Annotated in this window: 18 protein-coding genes; 8 read left to right on the top strand and 10 right to left on the bottom strand. The window is 66.2% G+C overall.

The genetic code is table 11. The annotated features are described in order from the left end of the window. Nucleotides 1-13 precede the first annotated feature (13 nt). Together AB4Y36_RS01175 and AB4Y36_RS01170 are read right to left on the bottom strand one after the other, a co-directional pair. Nucleotides 14-520, bottom strand: a complete 507-nt coding sequence (locus tag AB4Y36_RS01175; RefSeq protein WP_368605524.1) for an NINE protein — start codon at nucleotides 518-520, stop codon at nucleotides 14-16. Between the two features lie 104 nt (nucleotides 521-624). Beyond that, a complete protein-coding gene (locus tag AB4Y36_RS01170) occupies nucleotides 625-1,704 on the bottom strand; it encodes a sorbosone dehydrogenase family protein (RefSeq protein WP_368682289.1) in 1,080 nt (359 codons plus the stop codon). Between the two features lie 321 nt (nucleotides 1,705-2,025). On the opposite strand from AB4Y36_RS01170, the gene rpsP reads away from it, so the two are divergent. From rpsP to AB4Y36_RS01140, 6 genes are all read left to right on the top strand, one after another. After that, nucleotides 2,026-2,289, top strand: a complete 264-nt coding sequence (gene rpsP / locus AB4Y36_RS01165) for a 30S ribosomal protein S16 (protein WP_028206744.1) — start codon at nucleotides 2,026-2,028, stop codon at nucleotides 2,287-2,289. A gap of 97 nt (nucleotides 2,290-2,386) precedes the next feature. Further along, nucleotides 2,387-3,148, top strand: coding sequence for a ribosome maturation factor RimM (gene rimM, locus AB4Y36_RS01160; protein ID WP_368605523.1), 762 nt, complete (start codon nucleotides 2,387-2,389; stop codon nucleotides 3,146-3,148). Between the two features lie 65 nt (nucleotides 3,149-3,213). After that, nucleotides 3,214-3,981, top strand: coding sequence for a tRNA (guanosine(37)-N1)-methyltransferase TrmD (gene trmD / locus AB4Y36_RS01155; RefSeq protein ID WP_069262619.1), 768 nt, complete (start codon nucleotides 3,214-3,216; stop codon nucleotides 3,979-3,981). A 149-nt stretch (nucleotides 3,982-4,130) separates the two neighbouring features. Further along, nucleotides 4,131-4,526, top strand: a complete 396-nt coding sequence (rplS, locus tag AB4Y36_RS01150; RefSeq protein WP_035522529.1) for a 50S ribosomal protein L19 — start codon at nucleotides 4,131-4,133, stop codon at nucleotides 4,524-4,526. 86 nt (nucleotides 4,527-4,612) lie between these two features. Beyond that, nucleotides 4,613-5,335: a CoA pyrophosphatase gene (locus tag AB4Y36_RS01145; protein WP_069262618.1), complete on the top strand. Its 723-nt coding sequence runs from the start codon at nucleotides 4,613-4,615 to the stop codon at nucleotides 5,333-5,335. 150 nt (nucleotides 5,336-5,485) lie between these two features. Beyond that, on the top strand, nucleotides 5,486-6,424 hold the full coding sequence (locus tag AB4Y36_RS01140; RefSeq protein ID WP_368682130.1) for a CobD/CbiB family protein: 939 nt from the start codon (nucleotides 5,486-5,488) through the stop codon (nucleotides 6,422-6,424). 79 nt (nucleotides 6,425-6,503) lie between these two features. Here AB4Y36_RS01140 and AB4Y36_RS01135 read toward each other — a convergent pair whose 3' ends face one another. From AB4Y36_RS01135 to AB4Y36_RS01125, 3 genes are read right to left on the bottom strand one after another with little or no spacing between them, the layout of a single operon-like run. Next, on the bottom strand, nucleotides 6,504-6,827 hold the full coding sequence (locus tag AB4Y36_RS01135; RefSeq protein WP_028206738.1) for a DUF2007 domain-containing protein: 324 nt from the start codon (nucleotides 6,825-6,827) through the stop codon (nucleotides 6,504-6,506). Nucleotides 6,828-6,850: 23 nt separating this feature from the next. Beyond that, nucleotides 6,851-7,792: a ribosome small subunit-dependent GTPase A gene (rsgA, locus tag AB4Y36_RS01130; protein WP_368605521.1), complete on the bottom strand. Its 942-nt coding sequence runs from the start codon at nucleotides 7,790-7,792 to the stop codon at nucleotides 6,851-6,853. Beyond that, on the bottom strand, nucleotides 7,789-9,066 hold the full coding sequence (locus tag AB4Y36_RS01125; RefSeq protein WP_368682129.1) for a M48 family metallopeptidase: 1,278 nt from the start codon (nucleotides 9,064-9,066) through the stop codon (nucleotides 7,789-7,791). Before AB4Y36_RS01125 ends, rsgA begins: the two co-directional genes overlap by 4 nt. A gap of 112 nt (nucleotides 9,067-9,178) precedes the next feature. On the opposite strand from AB4Y36_RS01125, the gene orn reads away from it, so the two are divergent. Then, nucleotides 9,179-9,808, top strand: coding sequence for an oligoribonuclease (gene orn, locus AB4Y36_RS01120; RefSeq protein WP_368682128.1), 630 nt, complete (start codon nucleotides 9,179-9,181; stop codon nucleotides 9,806-9,808). Nucleotides 9,809-9,872: 64 nt separating this feature from the next. Here orn and mog read toward each other — a convergent pair whose 3' ends face one another. Together mog and yjgA are read right to left on the bottom strand one after the other, a co-directional pair. Next, on the bottom strand, nucleotides 9,873-10,496 hold the full coding sequence (mog, locus tag AB4Y36_RS01115) for a molybdopterin adenylyltransferase (RefSeq protein WP_368605520.1): 624 nt from the start codon (nucleotides 10,494-10,496) through the stop codon (nucleotides 9,873-9,875). After that, nucleotides 10,483-11,097 (bottom strand): ribosome biogenesis factor YjgA, encoded by a 615-nt coding sequence (gene yjgA, locus AB4Y36_RS01110; RefSeq protein ID WP_069262612.1) that lies wholly within the window; start codon nucleotides 11,095-11,097, stop codon nucleotides 10,483-10,485. The genes mog and yjgA overlap by 14 nt, the downstream gene beginning before the upstream one ends. Nucleotides 11,098-11,363: 266 nt before the next feature. On the opposite strand from yjgA, the gene pmbA reads away from it, so the two are divergent. After that, nucleotides 11,364-12,734, top strand: coding sequence for a metalloprotease PmbA (pmbA, locus tag AB4Y36_RS01105; RefSeq protein WP_069262611.1), 1,371 nt, complete (start codon nucleotides 11,364-11,366; stop codon nucleotides 12,732-12,734). A 95-nt stretch (nucleotides 12,735-12,829) separates the two neighbouring features. On the opposite strand, the gene AB4Y36_RS01100 is transcribed toward pmbA, so the two are convergent. The 3 genes from AB4Y36_RS01100 to AB4Y36_RS01090 all read right to left on the bottom strand — a co-directional run bounded on the left by AB4Y36_RS01100 (nucleotide 12,830) and on the right by AB4Y36_RS01090 (nucleotide 16,468). After that, a complete protein-coding gene (locus AB4Y36_RS01100) occupies nucleotides 12,830-13,327 on the bottom strand; it encodes a dihydrofolate reductase (protein WP_069262610.1) in 498 nt (165 codons plus the stop codon). Between the two features lie 95 nt (nucleotides 13,328-13,422). Continuing rightward, on the bottom strand, nucleotides 13,423-14,847 hold the full coding sequence (locus tag AB4Y36_RS01095) for a sigma 54-interacting transcriptional regulator (RefSeq protein ID WP_368682288.1): 1,425 nt from the start codon (nucleotides 14,845-14,847) through the stop codon (nucleotides 13,423-13,425). Nucleotides 14,848-14,965: 118 nt separating this feature from the next. Beyond that, nucleotides 14,966-16,468, bottom strand: a complete 1,503-nt coding sequence (locus AB4Y36_RS01090; RefSeq protein ID WP_368682127.1) for a hypothetical protein — start codon at nucleotides 16,466-16,468, stop codon at nucleotides 14,966-14,968. Between the last annotated feature and the right edge of the window lie 112 nt (nucleotides 16,469-16,580).

Below are 16,580 nucleotides of genomic sequence, written 5' to 3'. Positions count from 1 at the left end.
GTTACTGCGCGATTTACTGCGAGAGCGCCTTCGCGGCCTCGACCTGCGACTCGAAGTACGTTTGAAACGAGAGTGCGAGTCCCGTCATCAGCAGGAACGCGCCAATCAGCAGCGAGAAGATCACGACGAAAATCACCGTCCAGCCCGAGCGGCTCGTGCGGCCTTTCTCCACGAACGCGGCGTTGAACTGCGCGTCCCATTTGGCGTCGGGGCGAAGTCCGTAGACGATTGCCGCCAGAAACGCCGAGAGGACCGACACCGCGCCGATCACGGCGAGCACCCAGCCGGGAATCGAGGCGCGCTCGGTGGCGACGAGCAGCATCACGCCCGGAATGCCGAGGAGCGTGCCGAACAAATGCGCCCAGCCCCACACGTCGCGCGGGCCATACAGGTAGAAGCGGTGGGCGCCGAGACTGCCAAACAGGAAGGCGAGGGCGGCGGTGAGCGTCTTGGAGCGAAAGCGTGCGAGGTTCTTGTCGTTGGGCATGGGCTCGGGCGAAACGTGGGCGTCGGCCGCCATGAGCGCATTACGTCGAACGCGCACGGGCCGCCGGGCATTGTATGCCGCACGACGCGCTTGCAGCACAAGCGCACGCTTATGCCCGGCACCATGGTCTGCCCGCGTCACGGTTTCGTGTAGGTCACGCGATAAATCGCGCCCGCATAGTCGTCGCTGACGAGGAGCGATCCGTCGGGCAGCGGCAGCACGTCGGCGGGGCGGCCCCATTGGGTCTCGTCTGAATTGAGCCAGCCCTGCGCGAACACTTCTTGGCGTGCGTTCGTGCCGTCCGGGTTGGCGATCACGCGCACCACGCGATAGCCGACCTTCTTGCTGCGGTTCCACGAGCCGTGCTCGGCGATGAAAATGCTGTTCTTATAGTCAGCCGGGAACATCGAACCGGTGTAGAAGCGCATGCCAAGCGACGCCACGTGCGCGCCGAGCTTGAGGACGGGGGGCGTGAAGCCGCTGCACGGATGGCCTGCGCCGAACTCGGGGTCGGCGACATTGCCGCCGTGGCAATAGGGAAAGCCGAAGTCCTCGCCCACGTGCGCGAGGCGGTTGAGCTTGTCGTCGGGGATGTCGTCGCCGAGCATGTCCCGGCCGTTGTCGGTGAACCAGAGCTCATGCGTCTGCGGATGCCACGCGAAGCCGACCGTGTTGCGCACACCGCGGGCGATGGTCTCGTAGTGCGAGCCGTCGGGCTCCATGCGCCCGATCATCGCGAAATGCATGCGCTGCGGGTCGCTGGCCGGCAGACAGACGTTGCACGGCGCGCCTTGCGGCACGTAGAGCTTGCCGTCGGAGCCGAAGGCGATGAACTTCCAGCCGTGGTGGCGCTCGGCGGGCAGCGAATCCGTGACGACGACGGCTCTGGGCGGATCGTCGAGATGACGGTCGATGTCGTCGAGCCGCACGATCGACGAAACCGCTGAAACGTACAATGCGCCGTTGCGCCAGGCCACGCCCACCGGCATCGTCAGTCCCGAGGCCACGATATGGCGCTTGATGGCTTTGCCGTCCTTGAGTTCGAGCGCGTAGACGTCGCCGTCCGTACTCCCCACATACAGGAGGGTGCCGTTGCCTGACAGCGTCATTTCGCGCGCACCGGGCAAGTCGGCGGACAGCACCTCGATGTGGAAGCCCGGCGGCAGCTTGATGCGCTCGATGGGAAGCGCCGCTTGAGCGAACGGCGCCGCGAGCAGGGCGGCGGCAAAGGCGAGACACGCCGCTGCAAAGCGTCGGGCCGACTCGCGAGACACCGGAAAAAAGGAGCTGCCACCCACGCCGCCGCCACAAACGCGACGCGGCCATTGCACGAGTCGTCTGAAAGTCGCCACAATTCGCTCCAGGGCCCGCCCATCGTGGGCATGAGCCGCAGTTTGACCGCTTTGTTGATCGCTTTGTCTCGCCGCTTTCCGCGCGCCGGCGTGCAATTTCCCGTTAAGTGTTTGTTATGCCTCCGGTTTCGGGCTATAATCGCATGTTTCAGTAGTCCCGAACCCCCGGTTTTCAAGGATTTTCGTATGGTCATCATCCGTCTGGCACGCGGCGGCTCGAAGAAGCGCCCGTTCTACAACATCGTCGCAACCGACTCGCGCAACCGTCGCGACGGCCGTTTCATCGAGCGCGTGGGCTTCTACAACCCGGTCGCTACCAAGGGTGAAACGCTGCGTATCGCTCAAGATCGCGTGACGTACTGGAAGGAAAACGGCGCGCAAATGTCGCCGGCCGTCGAGCGCCTCGTGAAGGAAGCGCAAAAGACCGCCGCCGCTGCGCCGGCTGCTTAAGTCTTTAAGCGTCTTTTCAGTCTGTTGTCCGTGTTTCACCCGTGTACGCGGTGCATGATCCGCGTATGCAATATCAAGCTGGTCGCAAGGGGTGCCGATGTCCGCGCATGACGCCAAATCTGCCGTAGAGGCGAACGACGCGTCGGAAAGCGGGGCGCCCGAAGTTGCAGCCAGCGGCGCCGGCAAGGCTGCCGCCCGCGGCGCGCCGTCCTTTGGTGCGTTCGTGCGCAAGCCTGCGCGCGAGAGCGCCGCGAAAGCTGCGCCCGCAACCGGGACAGCCGGGGGCCTGCGCGCCGAAACCGAGGCGAGCTGGCCTGCCGACGCCGTTGAAGTCGGCGCCGTGATCGACGCCTATGGCCTCAAGGGCTGGCTGAAGATCGCGCCGCACGCGCAGGATAGCCAGGCGCTGCTTTCCGCTAAACGCTGGTGGCTCCTCAAGGGCCGCGAGGGTCAGGCGCATCGCGAGCGTCATTGCGCGGTGCGCGTGAGCGCCAAGGTTCATGGTGACAGCGTCGTTGGCCAGCTTTCGGGCGTGGCCGACCGCGATGCCGCGCTGCTGTTGCGCGGCGCGCGCGTGTACGTGAGCCGGGCCGAATTCCCGGCGCCCGCAGCCGATGAATATTACTGGGTCGACCTGATCGGCCTCGATGTCGCCAATGAGGCGGGCGTCGAGCTCGGCAAGGTTGCCGACCTGATCGACAATGGCGCGCAATCGGTGTTGCGTGTCACGTATGCGTCCACGGACAAGGATGGCAAGCCGGCCACCGGCGAGCGCCTGATCCCGTTTGTAGGCGTGTTCGTGAAGACGGTGGACCTGGCGGCGAAGCGTATCGTCGTCGACTGGGAAGCCGACTACTAAGCAGCGGCAACGCTGTGGCAACCCCGCCGCGCGCCTTGATTCAATTTCGCTGAACGGAGAGAGCGATGCAGTTCGATGTCGTCACGCTCTTTCCCGAGATGTTCCGCGCGCTGACCGACTGGGGCATTACCAGCCGGGCGGCGAAGCAGCAGCGTTACACGTTGCGCACGTGGAATCCGCGTGATTTCACGACCGACAACTACCGTACGATCGACGATCGCCCCTACGGCGGCGGGCCCGGCATGGTCATGCTGGCCAGGCCGCTCGAAGCGGCGATCGACGCGGCAAAGGCCGCGCAGGCGCAAGCCGGCGTGAGCGCCCCGCGTGTGCTGCTGATGTCGCCGCAAGGCAAACCGCTCACGCACGAACGCGTCATGCAGTTCGCGCAGGAGCCGGGTCTCGTGATGTTGTGCGGCCGCTATGAAGCGATCGACCAGCGTCTCGTCGACCGCTGCGTGGACGAAGAAGTGAGCCTCGGCGACTTCGTGCTCTCGGGGGGTGAATTGCCCGCGATGGCCTTGATGGACGCCGTGGTGCGCAACCTGCCGGGCGTGCTGGGCGATGCGCTTTCGGCGGTGCAGGACAGCTTCGTCGACGGTTTGCTCGACTGTCCGCATTACACGCGCCCCGAGGAATACGACGGTGTGCGCGTGCCCGATGTGCTGCTTGGCGGCCATCATGCGGAAATCGAGCAATGGCGTCGCCGCGAGGCGTTGCGCAACACGTGGAACAAGCGGCCCGATCTGATCGCGCGGGCCAGAAAGAACAAGATGTTGAGCCGGGCCGACGAGGCGTGGCTCGCTAGTCTCGCGAAGGGCTCGAACGAAGCGTAAGGCTTCGGGCGTGCGCGACAAGGGGCGCAAAAGGCGGTGCCGCTTCATGCGTGAACGGCGCCAGTTGTGAATCCATCCTCTATCGGGGCCGTAGTGCAGCAACCCTGCACAGGTACGAACGCCGACAAGATGGCATACGGAGTCAATCCATGAATCTGATTGAAAAACTCGAGCAGGAAGAAATCCAGCGCGTGCTGGGCGAGAAGACCATCCCCGAATTCGCCCCCGGCGATACGGTGATCGTCAACGTGAACGTGGTTGAAGGTAACCGCAAGCGCGTTCAGGCATACGAAGGCGTCGTGATCGCGAAGCGTAACCGCGGCCTGAACTCGTCGTTCATCGTGCGCAAGATCTCGTCGGGCGAAGGCGTCGAGCGTACGTTCCAGACGTACTCGCCGCTGCTGGCCAGCATCGTGGTGAAGCGTCGCGGCGACGTGCGTCGCGCGAAGCTGTACTACCTGCGCAACCTGTCGGGCAAGAAGGCACGTATCAAGGAAAAGCTGGTGTCGAAAGACCGCGCAGCTGCTCCGGCCGAACAGGCGTAAAAGCTGTAAGAAAGAAGCACCCTCCGGGGTGCTTTTTTCTTTTTGGCCGCAAAATAATCTCGTGTACGTGTAATCCGGGACGCCCGTTGATCCGCCCAGTATTTGAACCCGAAAGCCTGCCGATCGAATCGACGGGCGCGAGCCTTCCGCAGGTCGCCGCGGAACGCCTGACCGCCGCCGGCTTGCGCACGCGCTTCGAGCAGCGCCTGCCGTGGGACCCCGAACCCCAGGAAGCCCGTCTGTTCGAGATGCGCGATCCGCGCGAGGCCGCCGTGCTCATGCCCATTGCCATGCGCCCGGGCGGCCTGACCGTGCTGCTCACCCAGCGCGCCGACAACCTCAGCAATCACGCGGGCCAGGTGAGCTTTCCCGGCGGCAGCCGCGAACCTTCCGACCCCACCCCCATCGCCGCCGCGCTGCGCGAGGCGCACGAGGAGGTGAACCTCGACCCCGCGCGCGTCGAGGTGCTCGGCGCATTGCCCGACTACCTCACCGGCACCGGCTTCAGGGTCACGCCCGTGGTCGGTCTCGTGCACGAGCCGTTCAGTCTCGCGGCGGACTCGCTCGAAGTGGCAAGCATCTTCGAAGTGCCGCTCAGCTTTCTCATGAACCCGGTGCATCACCAGGTGCGCGTGCTCCGCTGGGAAGGCGGCGAGCGGCGCTTTTATGCGATGCCGTATCCGGACCGCAATTCGCCGGACCTCGACGTGCCCGAACCCGTCGTCGCTTCCGGTGTCGGCTCCTCGCACTTCATCTGGGGGGCGACGGCCGGTATGCTGCGCAACTTCTACCGTTTCCTGCTCGCGTAACACGTCTGGCGGCGCGTGCAAGCGTCGCTGCGCACTGTTGCGAGTTTGCCGCCCGAATTGCCGGCGATGGTCAGGCACATCTGGCCCTGTGATATCGTTGCAACACTTTCATAAAACCCCTTTCGCAACCCGATCTGCACGGCGCGTCGCATGACCTTCTTTTCCGTATTGCTGGCTCTCGTCATCGAACAGGTGCGGGCGCTGTCGCCCAATAATCCGGTCATGGCGCTCGTGCGCCTCAATGCGGAGTGGGCCGCTCACGGCTTCGACGCCGGCAAGCAGAAGCATGGCCTCCTCGCGTGGCTCGTGGTCGTGCTGCCGTGGACGCTCGCCACGGCGCTCGTCTACTACGTGCTGTACCACATCAGCTTCGTGCTGGCGTTCCTGTGGAACGTGGCGGTTGTGTACTTCACGCTCGGTTTTCGCCAGTTCAGCCACTACTTCACCGACATCCATCTCGCGCTGAACAACGACGACGTGCCGCGCGCGCGCGAAATCCTCCGCGAATGGACCGGCATCGACGCCGTGGACATGCCCGTGAGCGAGATCGTGCGCCACACGCTGATTCATGCGGTGATCGCCTCGCATCGGCACGTGTTCGGCGTGTTCTTCTGGTTTCTCGTGCCGATCGGGCCCGCGGGCGCCGTGCTGTACCGCATCGCCGAATACCTCGCGCGCGAGTGGGCACGTCCGGCCGAGGACCGCACCGAGGCGTTCTCGAACTTCGCGCAGCATGTGTTCTTCGTGATCGACTGGGTGCCTGCGCGGCTCACGTCGCTGGGCTTCGCGATCGTCGGCAACTTCGAGGACGCGATCTACGCCTGGCGCAACCACACGAACCAGTGGCCCGACACCAACGAAGGCGTGCTGCTCGCCACCGGCAGCGGCGCGCTGGGCGCGCGCCTGTCGGGCCCGCTCGCCGAGCAGTCCAGCGTCGATGTGCTCGCGCAGCCGGGCGAGGGCGGTCCGTACACGGTGGGCGACGACTGCACGCCGCGTACGCTGCAATCGGCCGTGGGCCTCGTGTGGCGCGCCGTGATCCTGTGGATGATCCTGCTGCTCATGCTGACGATTGCCGTCTGGCTCTGAGCGCCCGACGCTGAATCGCAGAAATGCAAATGGGCCGCTTCCAGCGGCCCATTTTCGTCTGGATCAGCAACTCACGCCGTCACTCGTCGCGCACGTCGCGATCGCGTCCGCAATTCCAGCACACGGTGAACTGCGCCTCGAGCACCTCGCCGCAGCGCGCACAGCGCCACGTGGGCGAGCCCGGCGGCGGCCCGTTCACGGCTTCGTCAATCAGACGCCGGGCGAGCTTCTCGTCGCGCTCGTCGACGAGCCACAGTTCGGGCGCGCACTGCTCGGCCGGAATCTCGCCCATCGCGCCGCTCAGGTAGCGGTTGTGCAGCTCGCAGGGCACGCCCGCCGTCGCCAGGATGTTCATCCAGTGCTGGGCGATCAGCAGATTCGGCGCGCGCACGAGCTTGAGCATAGGGCCTTGGGGGCAGGCGCGCGTCAGCGCACGACCTGGCTGATCTCGTGGATGAGTTGCGCGTAGAGCGCCTGGCGCTCGGGCGCGATGCGGCCGTCGTCCACGGCTTCCAGAATCGCGCAGCCCGGTTCGTGCAGGTGATGGCAGTTATAGAAGCGGCAATGCGCGAGCAGCGGCCGGAACTCGGGGAACGCACGCTCCAGCTTGCCTTCGGTGAGGTGATAGAGGCCGAACTCCTGGAAGCCCGGCGAGTCGATCAACGCGCCGCCCTCGGGCAGCGTGTAGAGCCGTGTGAACGTCGTGGTGTGGCGACCGCTGTTGAGCGCCGTCGAGATCTCGCGCGTGGCCGCTTCGGCGTCGGGGATCAGCAGGTTCACGAGCGTCGACTTGCCCATGCCCGACTGGCCGAGCAGGATCGTCTGATGGCCGTGGAGATGCTCGGCCAGCACCGCGTGTGCTTGCTCGGGGCGGCCCTTCACCGAAACCTCCAGCACCGTATAGCCCAGCGCGCGATAGCGTTCGAGGCGCTGGCGCGCGAGCGGCAGCGCGGCCTCTACGTCGATCTTGTTGAGCACGATGAGCGGCTTGAGGTCGTTGGCCTCGGCGGCCACGAGCGCGCGCCCGAGCAGGTCCTCGCTGAAGTGCGGCTCGGTGGCGAGCACGATCAGCAACTGGTCGAGGTTCGCCGCGAAGAGCTTCGACTTGAACTGGTCGGAGCGATAGAGCAGGTTGCGCCGCTCGCCGATCGCGACGATCACGCCCTGGTCGGCGGAAGTCGACTGATACTCGACGCGGTCGCCCACCGCAACCTCGCTCTTCTTGCCGCGCGGGAAGCATTGCAGGTGCGCGCCGCCGCCGTCGGGCGCGACGAGATAATGGCGCCCATGGGCGGCGATCACCACGCCGTGCAGCGTGGCGCCTGCAGCTTTTGCGTTGCCGGCGGCTTTGGATGCGCGCCGGTTCATGCGTGCGCGAGCAGTCGGTCGATCCGCTGCGAAGCCGGCGGATGCGAGTAGTAGAACGCGGTATAGAGCGGGTCGGGCGTGAGCGTCGACGCGTTGTCCTCGTAGAGTTTCACGAGCGCGTTGACGAGATGCTGCGCGTCCGTTTGCGTGGCGGCGAAGGCGTCGGCCTCGAACTCGTGCTTGCGCGAGGAGAGGCTGCCAAGCGGCGTAACGAAGAACAGGAACACGGGCACGGCGAGGAAGAACAGCACGAGCGCGAGCCCTTCATTGCCGCCGAGCAGCGACGGCCGCACGCCGAGCCCCTCGTAGAACCAGACGCGCTGCGAGAGCCAGCCGAGCAGGGCGAGCAGCGCGAGGCTGATCGCAAACGTGACGACCATGCGCTTGATCACGTGACGACGCTTGAAGTGACCGAGTTCGTGCGCAAGCACGGCCTCGATCTCGCTGCCGGACAGGCGCGCGAGCAGCGTGTCGAAGAACACGATGCGCTTGGATGCGCCAAAGCCCGTGAAATAGGCGTTGCCGTGCGCGGAACGGCGGCTGCCGTCCATCACGAACAGGCCCTTGGCCGCAAAGCCGCAGCGCTGCATGAGCGCTTCGATGCGTGAGCGCAGCGCTTCGTCGCGCAGCGGTTCGAACTTGTTGAAGAGCGGCGCGATGAAGGTGGGGTAGAGCACCAGCACGAGCATCTGGAAGGCGACCCATACGGCCCACGTCCAGAGCCACCAGAAGCTGCCCGCCTGCTTCATGAGCCAGAGCACGACGAAGAGCAGTGGAATGCCGAACGCGGCGCCGATCAGGAGCCCCTTGATGCGGTCCATGATGAAGATGCGCTTCGTCATGCGATTGAAGCCGAAGCGCTCCTCGACCACGAACTGGCGGTAGTAGTCGAGCGGCAGCTCGACCAGGCCGGAGATGGCGAGCACGGCCCCGACCAGCGCGATCTGGCCCACATATTCGCGCCCCATCGCATCCGAGATGCCGAGATCGAGCGCCTGCACGCCGCCGAGCAGCGTGAGCGCGATCAGCACCACGGCGCCGAGCACGATTTCGATCATGCCGAGGCGCGTGCGCGCGACCGTGTAGTCGGCGGCGCGCTGGTGCGCGGCGAGCGGGATGGTGGCGGTGAACTGCGCCGGCACCGCGCCGCGGTGGGCGGCCACGAAGCGGATCTGGCGCGACGCGAGCCAGAGCTTGGTCGCGACCATGGCGAGCACGCCGACGACGAATAGCACGCTGAAGTACAGCGCAGGGGAGGGGGACAGATTAGGCATCCAGGAAGTCCGTGGTATCTATGCGACAATTATATGTTCTCGCCGGCCGGGCATCGCATCCTGTCGATGCCGCGCACGCGCCGCGCCACCAACGCTCTTCGGGTTGCCTTTCATGACTGACATTACCGCTGCCGGCGCGCCGCTCATCGAGCGCACCGACATGAACCTGATCTGGCTCGATATGGAGATGACGGGCCTCGATCCCGACAACGACCGCATCATCGAGATCGCCGTGGTGGTGACGAACTCGACGCTCGAGAAACTCGTGGAAGGCCCCGTGCTGGCCATCCATCAGCCGGAGACGGTGCTCGACCGCATGGACGAATGGAACCGCAACACACACGGCCGCTCGGGTCTCACCGAGCGCGTGCGCGCTTCGACCGTCACGGAAGAAACCGCGACCGAGCAGATCATGGCGTTCCTTTCGCAATACGTGCCGCCGGGCAAGTCGCCGATGTGCGGCAACTCGATCTGCCAGGACCGCCGCTTCATGGCGCGCTGGATGCCCACGCTCGAGCGCTTCTTTCACTACCGCAACCTCGACGTGAGCACGCTCAAGGAGCTGTGCCGCCGTTGGCAGCCCACCCTCTACAAGGGTTTCCAGAAGCGCGCGATGCACACGGCGCTCGCCGACATCCACGAGTCGATCGACGAACTCAAGTACTACCGCGAGCACTTCCTCGTTCCGGCGCCGGGCATCGTGCCCGACGTGGCGGCAGGCGAGGCCGGCCCGGCACTCTGAGCGCCGTTGAGACACGCAGCAGCAGCGGCGCTGCCGCTGCTGCGCGATCGTTGAAGTTCGAGTGTCAAGCGCGCGGCGCCCGCTGCGCGTTCCTGGGCCGGAACGCCGCCACGACGTTCGGATCGGTTTCGATATACGGTCCGCCGATCAGGTCGATGCAGTACGGCACCGCAGCAAAAATACCGGGCACCTTCACCGCGCCCTGATCGTCGCGCAAGCCTTCCAGCGTTTCCTTGATCGACTTCGGCTGCCCCGGCAGATTGATGATGAGCGCCGCGTGGTCGTCGTTCTCGCGGATCACGGCAACCTGGCGCGACAGAATGGCCGTCGGCACGAAATTCAGGCTGATCTGGCGCATCTGCTCGCCAAAGCCCGGCATTTCCTTTGTCGCGACCGCGAGCGTCGCCTCGGGCGTCACGTCGCGGCGCGCGGGGCCGGTGCCGCCCGTCGTCAACACGAGGTCGCAGCCGAGGCCGTCCACGAGCGCCGTGAGCGTCGCGGAGATCGTTCCCGCGTCGTCGTGGATCAGGCGCGTTTCGGCGCGCCACGGCGTTTTCAGCGCGTTGCCGAGCCACTCCATCAGCGAGGGAATGCCCTTGTCCTCGTAGACGCCGCTCGTCGCGCGGTCGCTGACCGACACGAGGCCGATCACGAGTTCGTCAGGATGGCTGCGCTCAGGCTTCGTCATCTTCGCGGTCCTCGTCGGCACGCTCGTCGTCCTGGTCTTCGCTCTCGCCGGCGCCCTGGGCGCTCGCGTCCTTGATCCACTGGAACAGCTCGCGGAAGGACCTGGGCGGCTTGCCTTGCTCCTGCTCGCGGCGCGCGTTGCGGATCAGCGTGCGGCCTTCCTGCGGGTCGGCGGCGGGGTGCTGGCGGATGAATTCGGTGAGCGCGGCGTCGTCCGCGAGCAGCTTGTCGCGCGTGCGCTCGATCCAGTGCAGGCGGGCCGTGGCGGCCCTGTTCACGCCGCGGTGCTCGTCGAGCTTCGTGCGCAGCGCGGCGACTTCGGCCTCCGTGAGCCCGCGCATCATGCGGCCCACGTACTGGAGCTGGCGGCGACGGCCTTCGTGGTCGGTGATGCGGCGGCACTCGTGGACGGCGTCCGCGAGGTCTTCGGTCATCGGCATGCGCTTGAGCGCGTCCTTGGGCAGTTCCACGAGGGCCTGGCCGAGTTCCTGGAGCGCTTCCATGTCGCGCTTCAGCTGCGATTTGCTCGGGCGATCGTAGCCGTTGTCGTCTTGTTCGGCGACAGCGTCGTTCATCGGTTGAATGCGGGTTTTGCGTTTCATGGGGCGTATTGTAGCGTGCGCGCGCGTGCGGCTCGGGCTGGAAGTCGGCGGAAAGCGGCGCCGGCGGCCCGATGCGGGTGCGGGCATTGGTACGGCGGTTGGTGCGGGGGCCAGGCGGCGAAAGCGCCTGTGATGCGTGTTCACATACCTTGCTATGATCGCGGGATGCGCTTTGCGAACGCTGCGCGTTCCGAGGCACCTGAATCGACACCAGCGAAACACGACATCAGCGGGCCGCACCGGCCCAATACCGGACCGTAACGACAATGGCAGCAGACATCGAAGCCCGGCAACGCTTTTTCCCCCACACCCAGGACGAGCTGAAGGAGATCGCGTCAGACATCCTGCGGCATGCCAGCGCGCTCGGCGCGAGCGACGCCGCGACCGAGATTTCCGAAGGCGACGGTTTGTCCGTCTCGGTGCGGCGCGGCGAGGTCGAGACGATCGAGCACAACCGCGACAAGATGGTCGGCGTGACCGTCTATATCGGCAACAAGCGCGGCAACGCGAGCACCTCGGACTTTTCGCCGCAGGCGCTCAAGGACACGGTGGCTGCCGCGTACAACATCGCGCGCTTCACCGCCGACGACGACTGCGCGGGCCTCGCCGAGCGCGATCTGCTCGAAACAGCGCCGCGCGACCTCGACCTCTATCACCCGTGGAATCTCTCCGCCGACGAGGCCGTGGAAATCGCGCGCCGCGCCGAAGACGCCGCGTTCGCCGTCGACCCGCGCGTGAAGAATTCCGAAGGCGCGAGCGTGTCGGCGCAGCATTCGCAGTTCGTGCTCGCCACCTCGGGCGGCTTCATGCACGGCTATCCGTACTCGCGCCACTACGTTTCGTGTGCGCCTATCGCAGGCGTCGGCCGCAACATGCAGCGCGACGACTGGTACAGCTCGCGGCGCAGCGCGGCCGAACTGGCCTCCCCCGAAGCCGTCGGGCGCTATGCGGCCGAGCGTGCGCTTTCACGCCTGAACGCGCGCAGCCTCGACACGCGCAAGGTGCCGGTGCTGTTCGAGGCGCCGCTCGCGGCGGGCCTGCTCGGCGCGTTCGTGCAGGCTGTGAGCGGCGGCGCGCTGTATCGCAAGACGTCGTTCCTCGTCGACAGCCTCGGCAAGCCGGTGTTCGCGCCGCACATCCAGATCGTCGAGGACCCGCATGTGCCGCGCGCGGCCGGCAGCGCGCCGTTCGACGAAGAGGGCGTGCGCACGCAGCGCCGCGAAGTCGTGAAGGACGGCATCGTGCAGGGCTATTTCCTGTCGTCGTATTCGGCGCGCAAGCTCGGCATGCAGACCACGGGCAACGCCGGCGGGTCGCACAACCTGCAGTTCCAGAGCTCGCTCACGAAGCCCGAGGACGACTTCGAGGAGATGCTGAAAAAGCTCGGCACGGGCCTGTTGCTGACCGAACTGATGGGTCAGGGCGTGAACTTCGTGACGGGCGACTATTCGCGCGGCGCGTCGGGCTTCTGGGTGGAGAACGGCAAGATCCAGTACCCTGTGGAAGAAATCACGGTGGCTTCCACGCTGCAGGAGATGTTCCACCACATCGTCGCCGTGGGCGCGGATACGCTCGCGCGCGGCACGCGTCAGACCGGCTCGGTGCTGATCGAGCGGATGACGGTGGCGGGGCAGTAAGCGCCCTTTAGCGCCTTCTGCACAGGCTCGATGAAAAACGGCACGCCCTGGCGTGCCGTTTTGCTTTTGGGTGCCGCGCTGCGCGCCCCCGTCGATCAATCCCGCCGCACGTACCGCACGAAAGCGAAATCGAAGTCGTTCGGTGCATTCGCATGCAGCGACTCGCGCGACGTTTCCTGCCACACGTCGGGGTCGGGCGCGGGGAAGGTGGCGTCGCCCTCGAAGTCCGCGGAGATTTCCGTCACGACGAGTTCGCGCGCAAGCCCGAGTCCTTCGCCGTAGAGCTGCGCGCCGCCGATCAGGAACGCCGTGGGCGCCTGGTCCTGGGCCGCGAGCGCGAGCGCCTCGTCGAGGCTCGTGGCGGTGTCGCAGCCGGGAAAGCGCTTGCCCGCGTCGCGCGTCACGACGATGTTGCGGCGGCCCGGCAAGGCGCGGCCGATCGATTCGTGCGTTTTACGGCCCATGATGATGGGCGCGCCCATCGTGGTGCGCTTGAAGAACGCGAGGTCTTCGGGGAGCCGCCAGGGCAGCGCGTTGTCGCGGCCGATCACGCCGTTGCGGGCGCGCGCGACAATGAGAGTGAGCGTCGTCATCGAAAGGGTAGAGGTGCGAGGTTGTAAGCTGTTCGCAGTCATTCTACCCGAGCGCGCCGGGCGCCCCGACGCGCTTCCTCGCGGCATCGGCTGTTTCAGTCCTGCCCGTCGGTCGGCAATTCCGCCTGGTTCTCCGCTTCGCCGCCAAAGAACGTTTTTTCGTCGCGCAGGCCGTGCGTGCCCATCAGCCGGTAAAGCGTCACGCGCGAGATGCCGAGATCGGCAGCGGCTTCCGTGAGCCGGTGCCGGTGCCGCAGCAGCGCCGCCTCGATCGCGCGCCGCTCCGCGGCCTCGCGCGCCTGCGCGAGCGTGACCGTCTGCTGCGCGGTGAAGTGCGCGAGATCGAGATCCTCCGCCGAGATCAGCTTGCTTTCGGCCATCACGATCGCGCGGCGCACGCGGTTGATGAGCTCGCGCACATTGCCAGGCCAGTTGTAGTTGTACAGGGCCTCGATGGCGTCTGGCGTGAAGCCGCGGATGCGGCGCGCGCTGTCCTGCTTGAACTTGTGCAGCACGTGATGCGCGAGAATTTCGATGTCCTTGCCGCGCGCGCGCAGCGGCGGCTCGTCCACGCGCAGCACGCACAGGCGGTGAAAGAGGTCGGCGCGAAAGCGTCCGTCGCGCATCGCCGCCTCGAGATCGACGTGCGTGGCCGAAATGATGCGCACGTCCACGGGAATCTGCTCGCGGCCGCCCAGCCGCTCGATCTTGCCTTCCTGCAAAAAGCGCAGCAGGCTTGCCTGGCTTTCCAGCGGCAGGTCGCCGATTTCGTCGAGAAAGAGCGTCCCGCCGTTGGCCGATTCGACGCGCCCGATCTTGCGTTGGTTCGCGCCCGTGAACGCACCGCGCTCGTAGCCGAACAATTCGGATTGCAGAAGATGGTGCGGAATCGCGCCGCAGTTGATCGGCACGAAGGTCGCCTTGCGCCGCGCGGAGCGCTCGTGGATCGCGAGCGCCGTGAGTTCCTTGCCGGTGCCCGATTCGCCCGAGATGAATACGGTGGCATCGGTGTTGGCCACCTTGCGGATCGTGCGAAAGAGCTGCTGCATCGCTTCGCAGGTGCCGACCATCTCGTCATCGTCCTGGCTCGCGGCGGCGGCCGGCGTGTCGAGATCGCACAGCGACACCATGCCGAACGCGTGGCCCACGAGGTAGTCGAGCGTCGCATGCGCGACCGGCACGTGCACGTAGTCGAAGCAATAGTGGCGGATCAAGCGCCGCACTTCGGCGTCGGTGAGGCGCGTATCGTCGGTGAGCGCGATCCATCCCACCTGCTGCAGCCGCAGAATCGTCTCGAGGCCCGCGAACTCGCGCGGCGCGAAACCCGTGAGATCGATGATGCCGGCGTAGGCCGCCTCCGGCTTCACGAGGCGCGAGGCCTCGTGCACCGTGCGCGCGGTCGAGATTTCCCAGCCACGGCTCTTGAGGTAGGCACACAGCAGCGGGTCGGGCGTACGCGCGACATACAGCAGGGTGCGCTCGATGCCCGCCTCGGGCTTCGCATCGCGCGCGCGGCCCACGTCGGGGACATCTTCGGCAAGCGGCGGCCCGCCCACGGCGAGACGCTGCCCGGCTCCGGCGAGTGGTGTCACAGTGGCGCCCAGATGTGAGGATTCGCGCACGATCGGCCTCATGTGATCAGAAGGTGTAAGGGAATCGCACGCCGACGACGAAGTTCGGTGCATCGGGCGTGAGCCCGACGGACACCGCGCCGTTGATCGTCAGGTGCTTGTTCACCACGTGATTCAGGCCGAAGTTGAGCACCGAGGCGGTCGTCTGGCTGCCCGGCACGCCGGTCCAGGTGCCGCCCGGCGACTTGGTCTTCGACTGCGGCTCGATGGCCATGGTGTACGAAATGCTTGCCGAGTCCTTGTCCGAGAAGGCGAGCGCTACGCCGCCGCCGAACTGGATGATGTCGCCGAGCTTCACTTCGGCAGGCTCGGTCTGCCCGATCACCGAGGAGATGTCGGCGAACGAGCGTGAGATGTTGTACGTGTATGAGAAGCTGCCGAACAGCACCACGGGGTCGTAGGTCTTCAGCACCGAGATGCCGGCCGTGACGTTCCAGAAGCCCGTGCCTGTAGGCAGCTTGCTGGGAGCGACGAGATTGGTGTTGTCGGGCGTGATCTGCTGAACCTTGATGCCGAACGGCGAGGTGCCGGTCGCCGTTTTCACGCGCAGGCTGCCGACCACGTCGGGAATGCTGTTGGTTTCCTTCAGGAACTGGTAGTAGATCCCGAAGTTCACGTCGCCGATGGCGTTCGAATTGACCGATGCATCCGTGAGCGTGCTGGCCGAGCCGCCCGCGCCACCCACGATGAAGGTGCTGTGCCGGTAGACGTAAGGCACGTCCACATCGATGCTCATGCGGTCCGTGAGGCCGTAGCGCGTGTCGAGGTCGGCCGTGATCGTGTGCGACTTGGTCTGCCCCAGATTGATGTTGCCGAGGAAGATCGCGTCGAGTGCAAGAAAGCCTGAAAGCTGGAGCTGGCGCCGATCGTAGTAACTGTCGCTGATGCCCCAGTCCAACGTCAGCTTGTGGTCGAAGAGCGGCGCGTGCTCGCGCTGCACGACCGCCTCTTCGGCTTGCGTGCGCGACGGCTCGGCGCTCTTTTGCGTCTCACCCACGGTCGGGCTGCCGGTGTTGGGGATGACGCCCGGGTTGATACCAACGGGCGCGCCCTGCTGCGGCCCGCTCGCGGCCGAAGTGCCGGTCGCACCATTGGTCGCGCCCGCGTCGGGCGAGGGCGGGTTCACCGGCACGCCCGTGGCCGTGCCGGTGAGCGAACCCGGCGCCGTCGCGCCCGGCAGCGCCTGGGCGAGCGGCGGCAGGGGCACAGGCAGACCGTCTGCGCCCGGCTGTTCCGCGACCGTCGAGTAGGACGCGGCGTCAGGCGCGCCCGCGCCCGGCATGCCGCGGCCGCGTTGCGCCATTTCGAGGTTCGTCACCTGGCGCTCCAGCGACTGGATTTGCCTCTGCTGCTCGTCGACGACGCGCATGAGTGTATTCAGGCGGTCTTCGATCGACTGGCTTTGTAGCGCCTGCGCGTGGGCGGATTGCGAGAGCGCGAATAGTAAGACGGCTGCTGGAATGGCGGCCAGCGACACGTGTGGCGCGGCCGCCCTGGACATCATCTTCATTGTTCTTCCCCCGGGATCGAATGCGGGCGCCCGGCGGAACCCCCTGGTTCCAAGCCCGCGCACGTCGATGCTCCTCATTCAAAGTGCTGCTTCTCGCGCGGGTCCTTGCCCG

The organism is Paraburkholderia sp. BR10936 (genome assembly GCF_040965735.1).
GTDB lineage: Bacteria > Pseudomonadota > Gammaproteobacteria > Burkholderiales > Burkholderiaceae > Paraburkholderia > Paraburkholderia nodosa_A.
The sequence above is the reverse complement of the archived record's forward strand: the minus strand, read 5'-3'. Positions and strand labels throughout refer to the sequence as shown.

Coding starts and splice junctions, on each gene's coding strand:
- AB4Y36_RS01175 (WP_368605524.1), bottom strand. CDS start 520: ATGGCGGCCGACGCCCACGTTTCGCCCGAGCCCATGCCCAACGACAAG.
- rpsP (WP_028206744.1), top strand. CDS start 2,026: ATGGTCATCATCCGTCTGGCACGCGGCGGCTCGAAGAAGCGCCCGTTC.
- rimM (WP_368605523.1), top strand. CDS start 2,387: ATGTCCGCGCATGACGCCAAATCTGCCGTAGAGGCGAACGACGCGTCG.
- trmD (WP_069262619.1), top strand. CDS start 3,214: ATGCAGTTCGATGTCGTCACGCTCTTTCCCGAGATGTTCCGCGCGCTG.
- rplS (WP_035522529.1), top strand. CDS start 4,131: ATGAATCTGATTGAAAAACTCGAGCAGGAAGAAATCCAGCGCGTGCTG.
- AB4Y36_RS01140 (WP_368682130.1), top strand. CDS start 5,486: ATGACCTTCTTTTCCGTATTGCTGGCTCTCGTCATCGAACAGGTGCGG.
- AB4Y36_RS01135 (WP_028206738.1), bottom strand. CDS start 6,827: ATGCTCAAGCTCGTGCGCGCGCCGAATCTGCTGATCGCCCAGCACTGG.
- rsgA (WP_368605521.1), bottom strand. CDS start 7,792: ATGAACCGGCGCGCATCCAAAGCCGCCGGCAACGCAAAAGCTGCAGGC.
- AB4Y36_RS01125 (WP_368682129.1), bottom strand. CDS start 9,066: ATGCCTAATCTGTCCCCCTCCCCTGCGCTGTACTTCAGCGTGCTATTC.
- orn (WP_368682128.1), top strand. CDS start 9,179: ATGACTGACATTACCGCTGCCGGCGCGCCGCTCATCGAGCGCACCGAC.
- mog (WP_368605520.1), bottom strand. CDS start 10,496: ATGACGAAGCCTGAGCGCAGCCATCCTGACGAACTCGTGATCGGCCTC.
- yjgA (WP_069262612.1), bottom strand. CDS start 11,097: ATGAAACGCAAAACCCGCATTCAACCGATGAACGACGCTGTCGCCGAA.
- pmbA (WP_069262611.1), top strand. CDS start 11,364: ATGGCAGCAGACATCGAAGCCCGGCAACGCTTTTTCCCCCACACCCAG.
- AB4Y36_RS01100 (WP_069262610.1), bottom strand. CDS start 13,327: ATGACGACGCTCACTCTCATTGTCGCGCGCGCCCGCAACGGCGTGATC.
- AB4Y36_RS01090 (WP_368682127.1), bottom strand. CDS start 16,468: ATGAAGATGATGTCCAGGGCGGCCGCGCCACACGTGTCGCTGGCCGCC.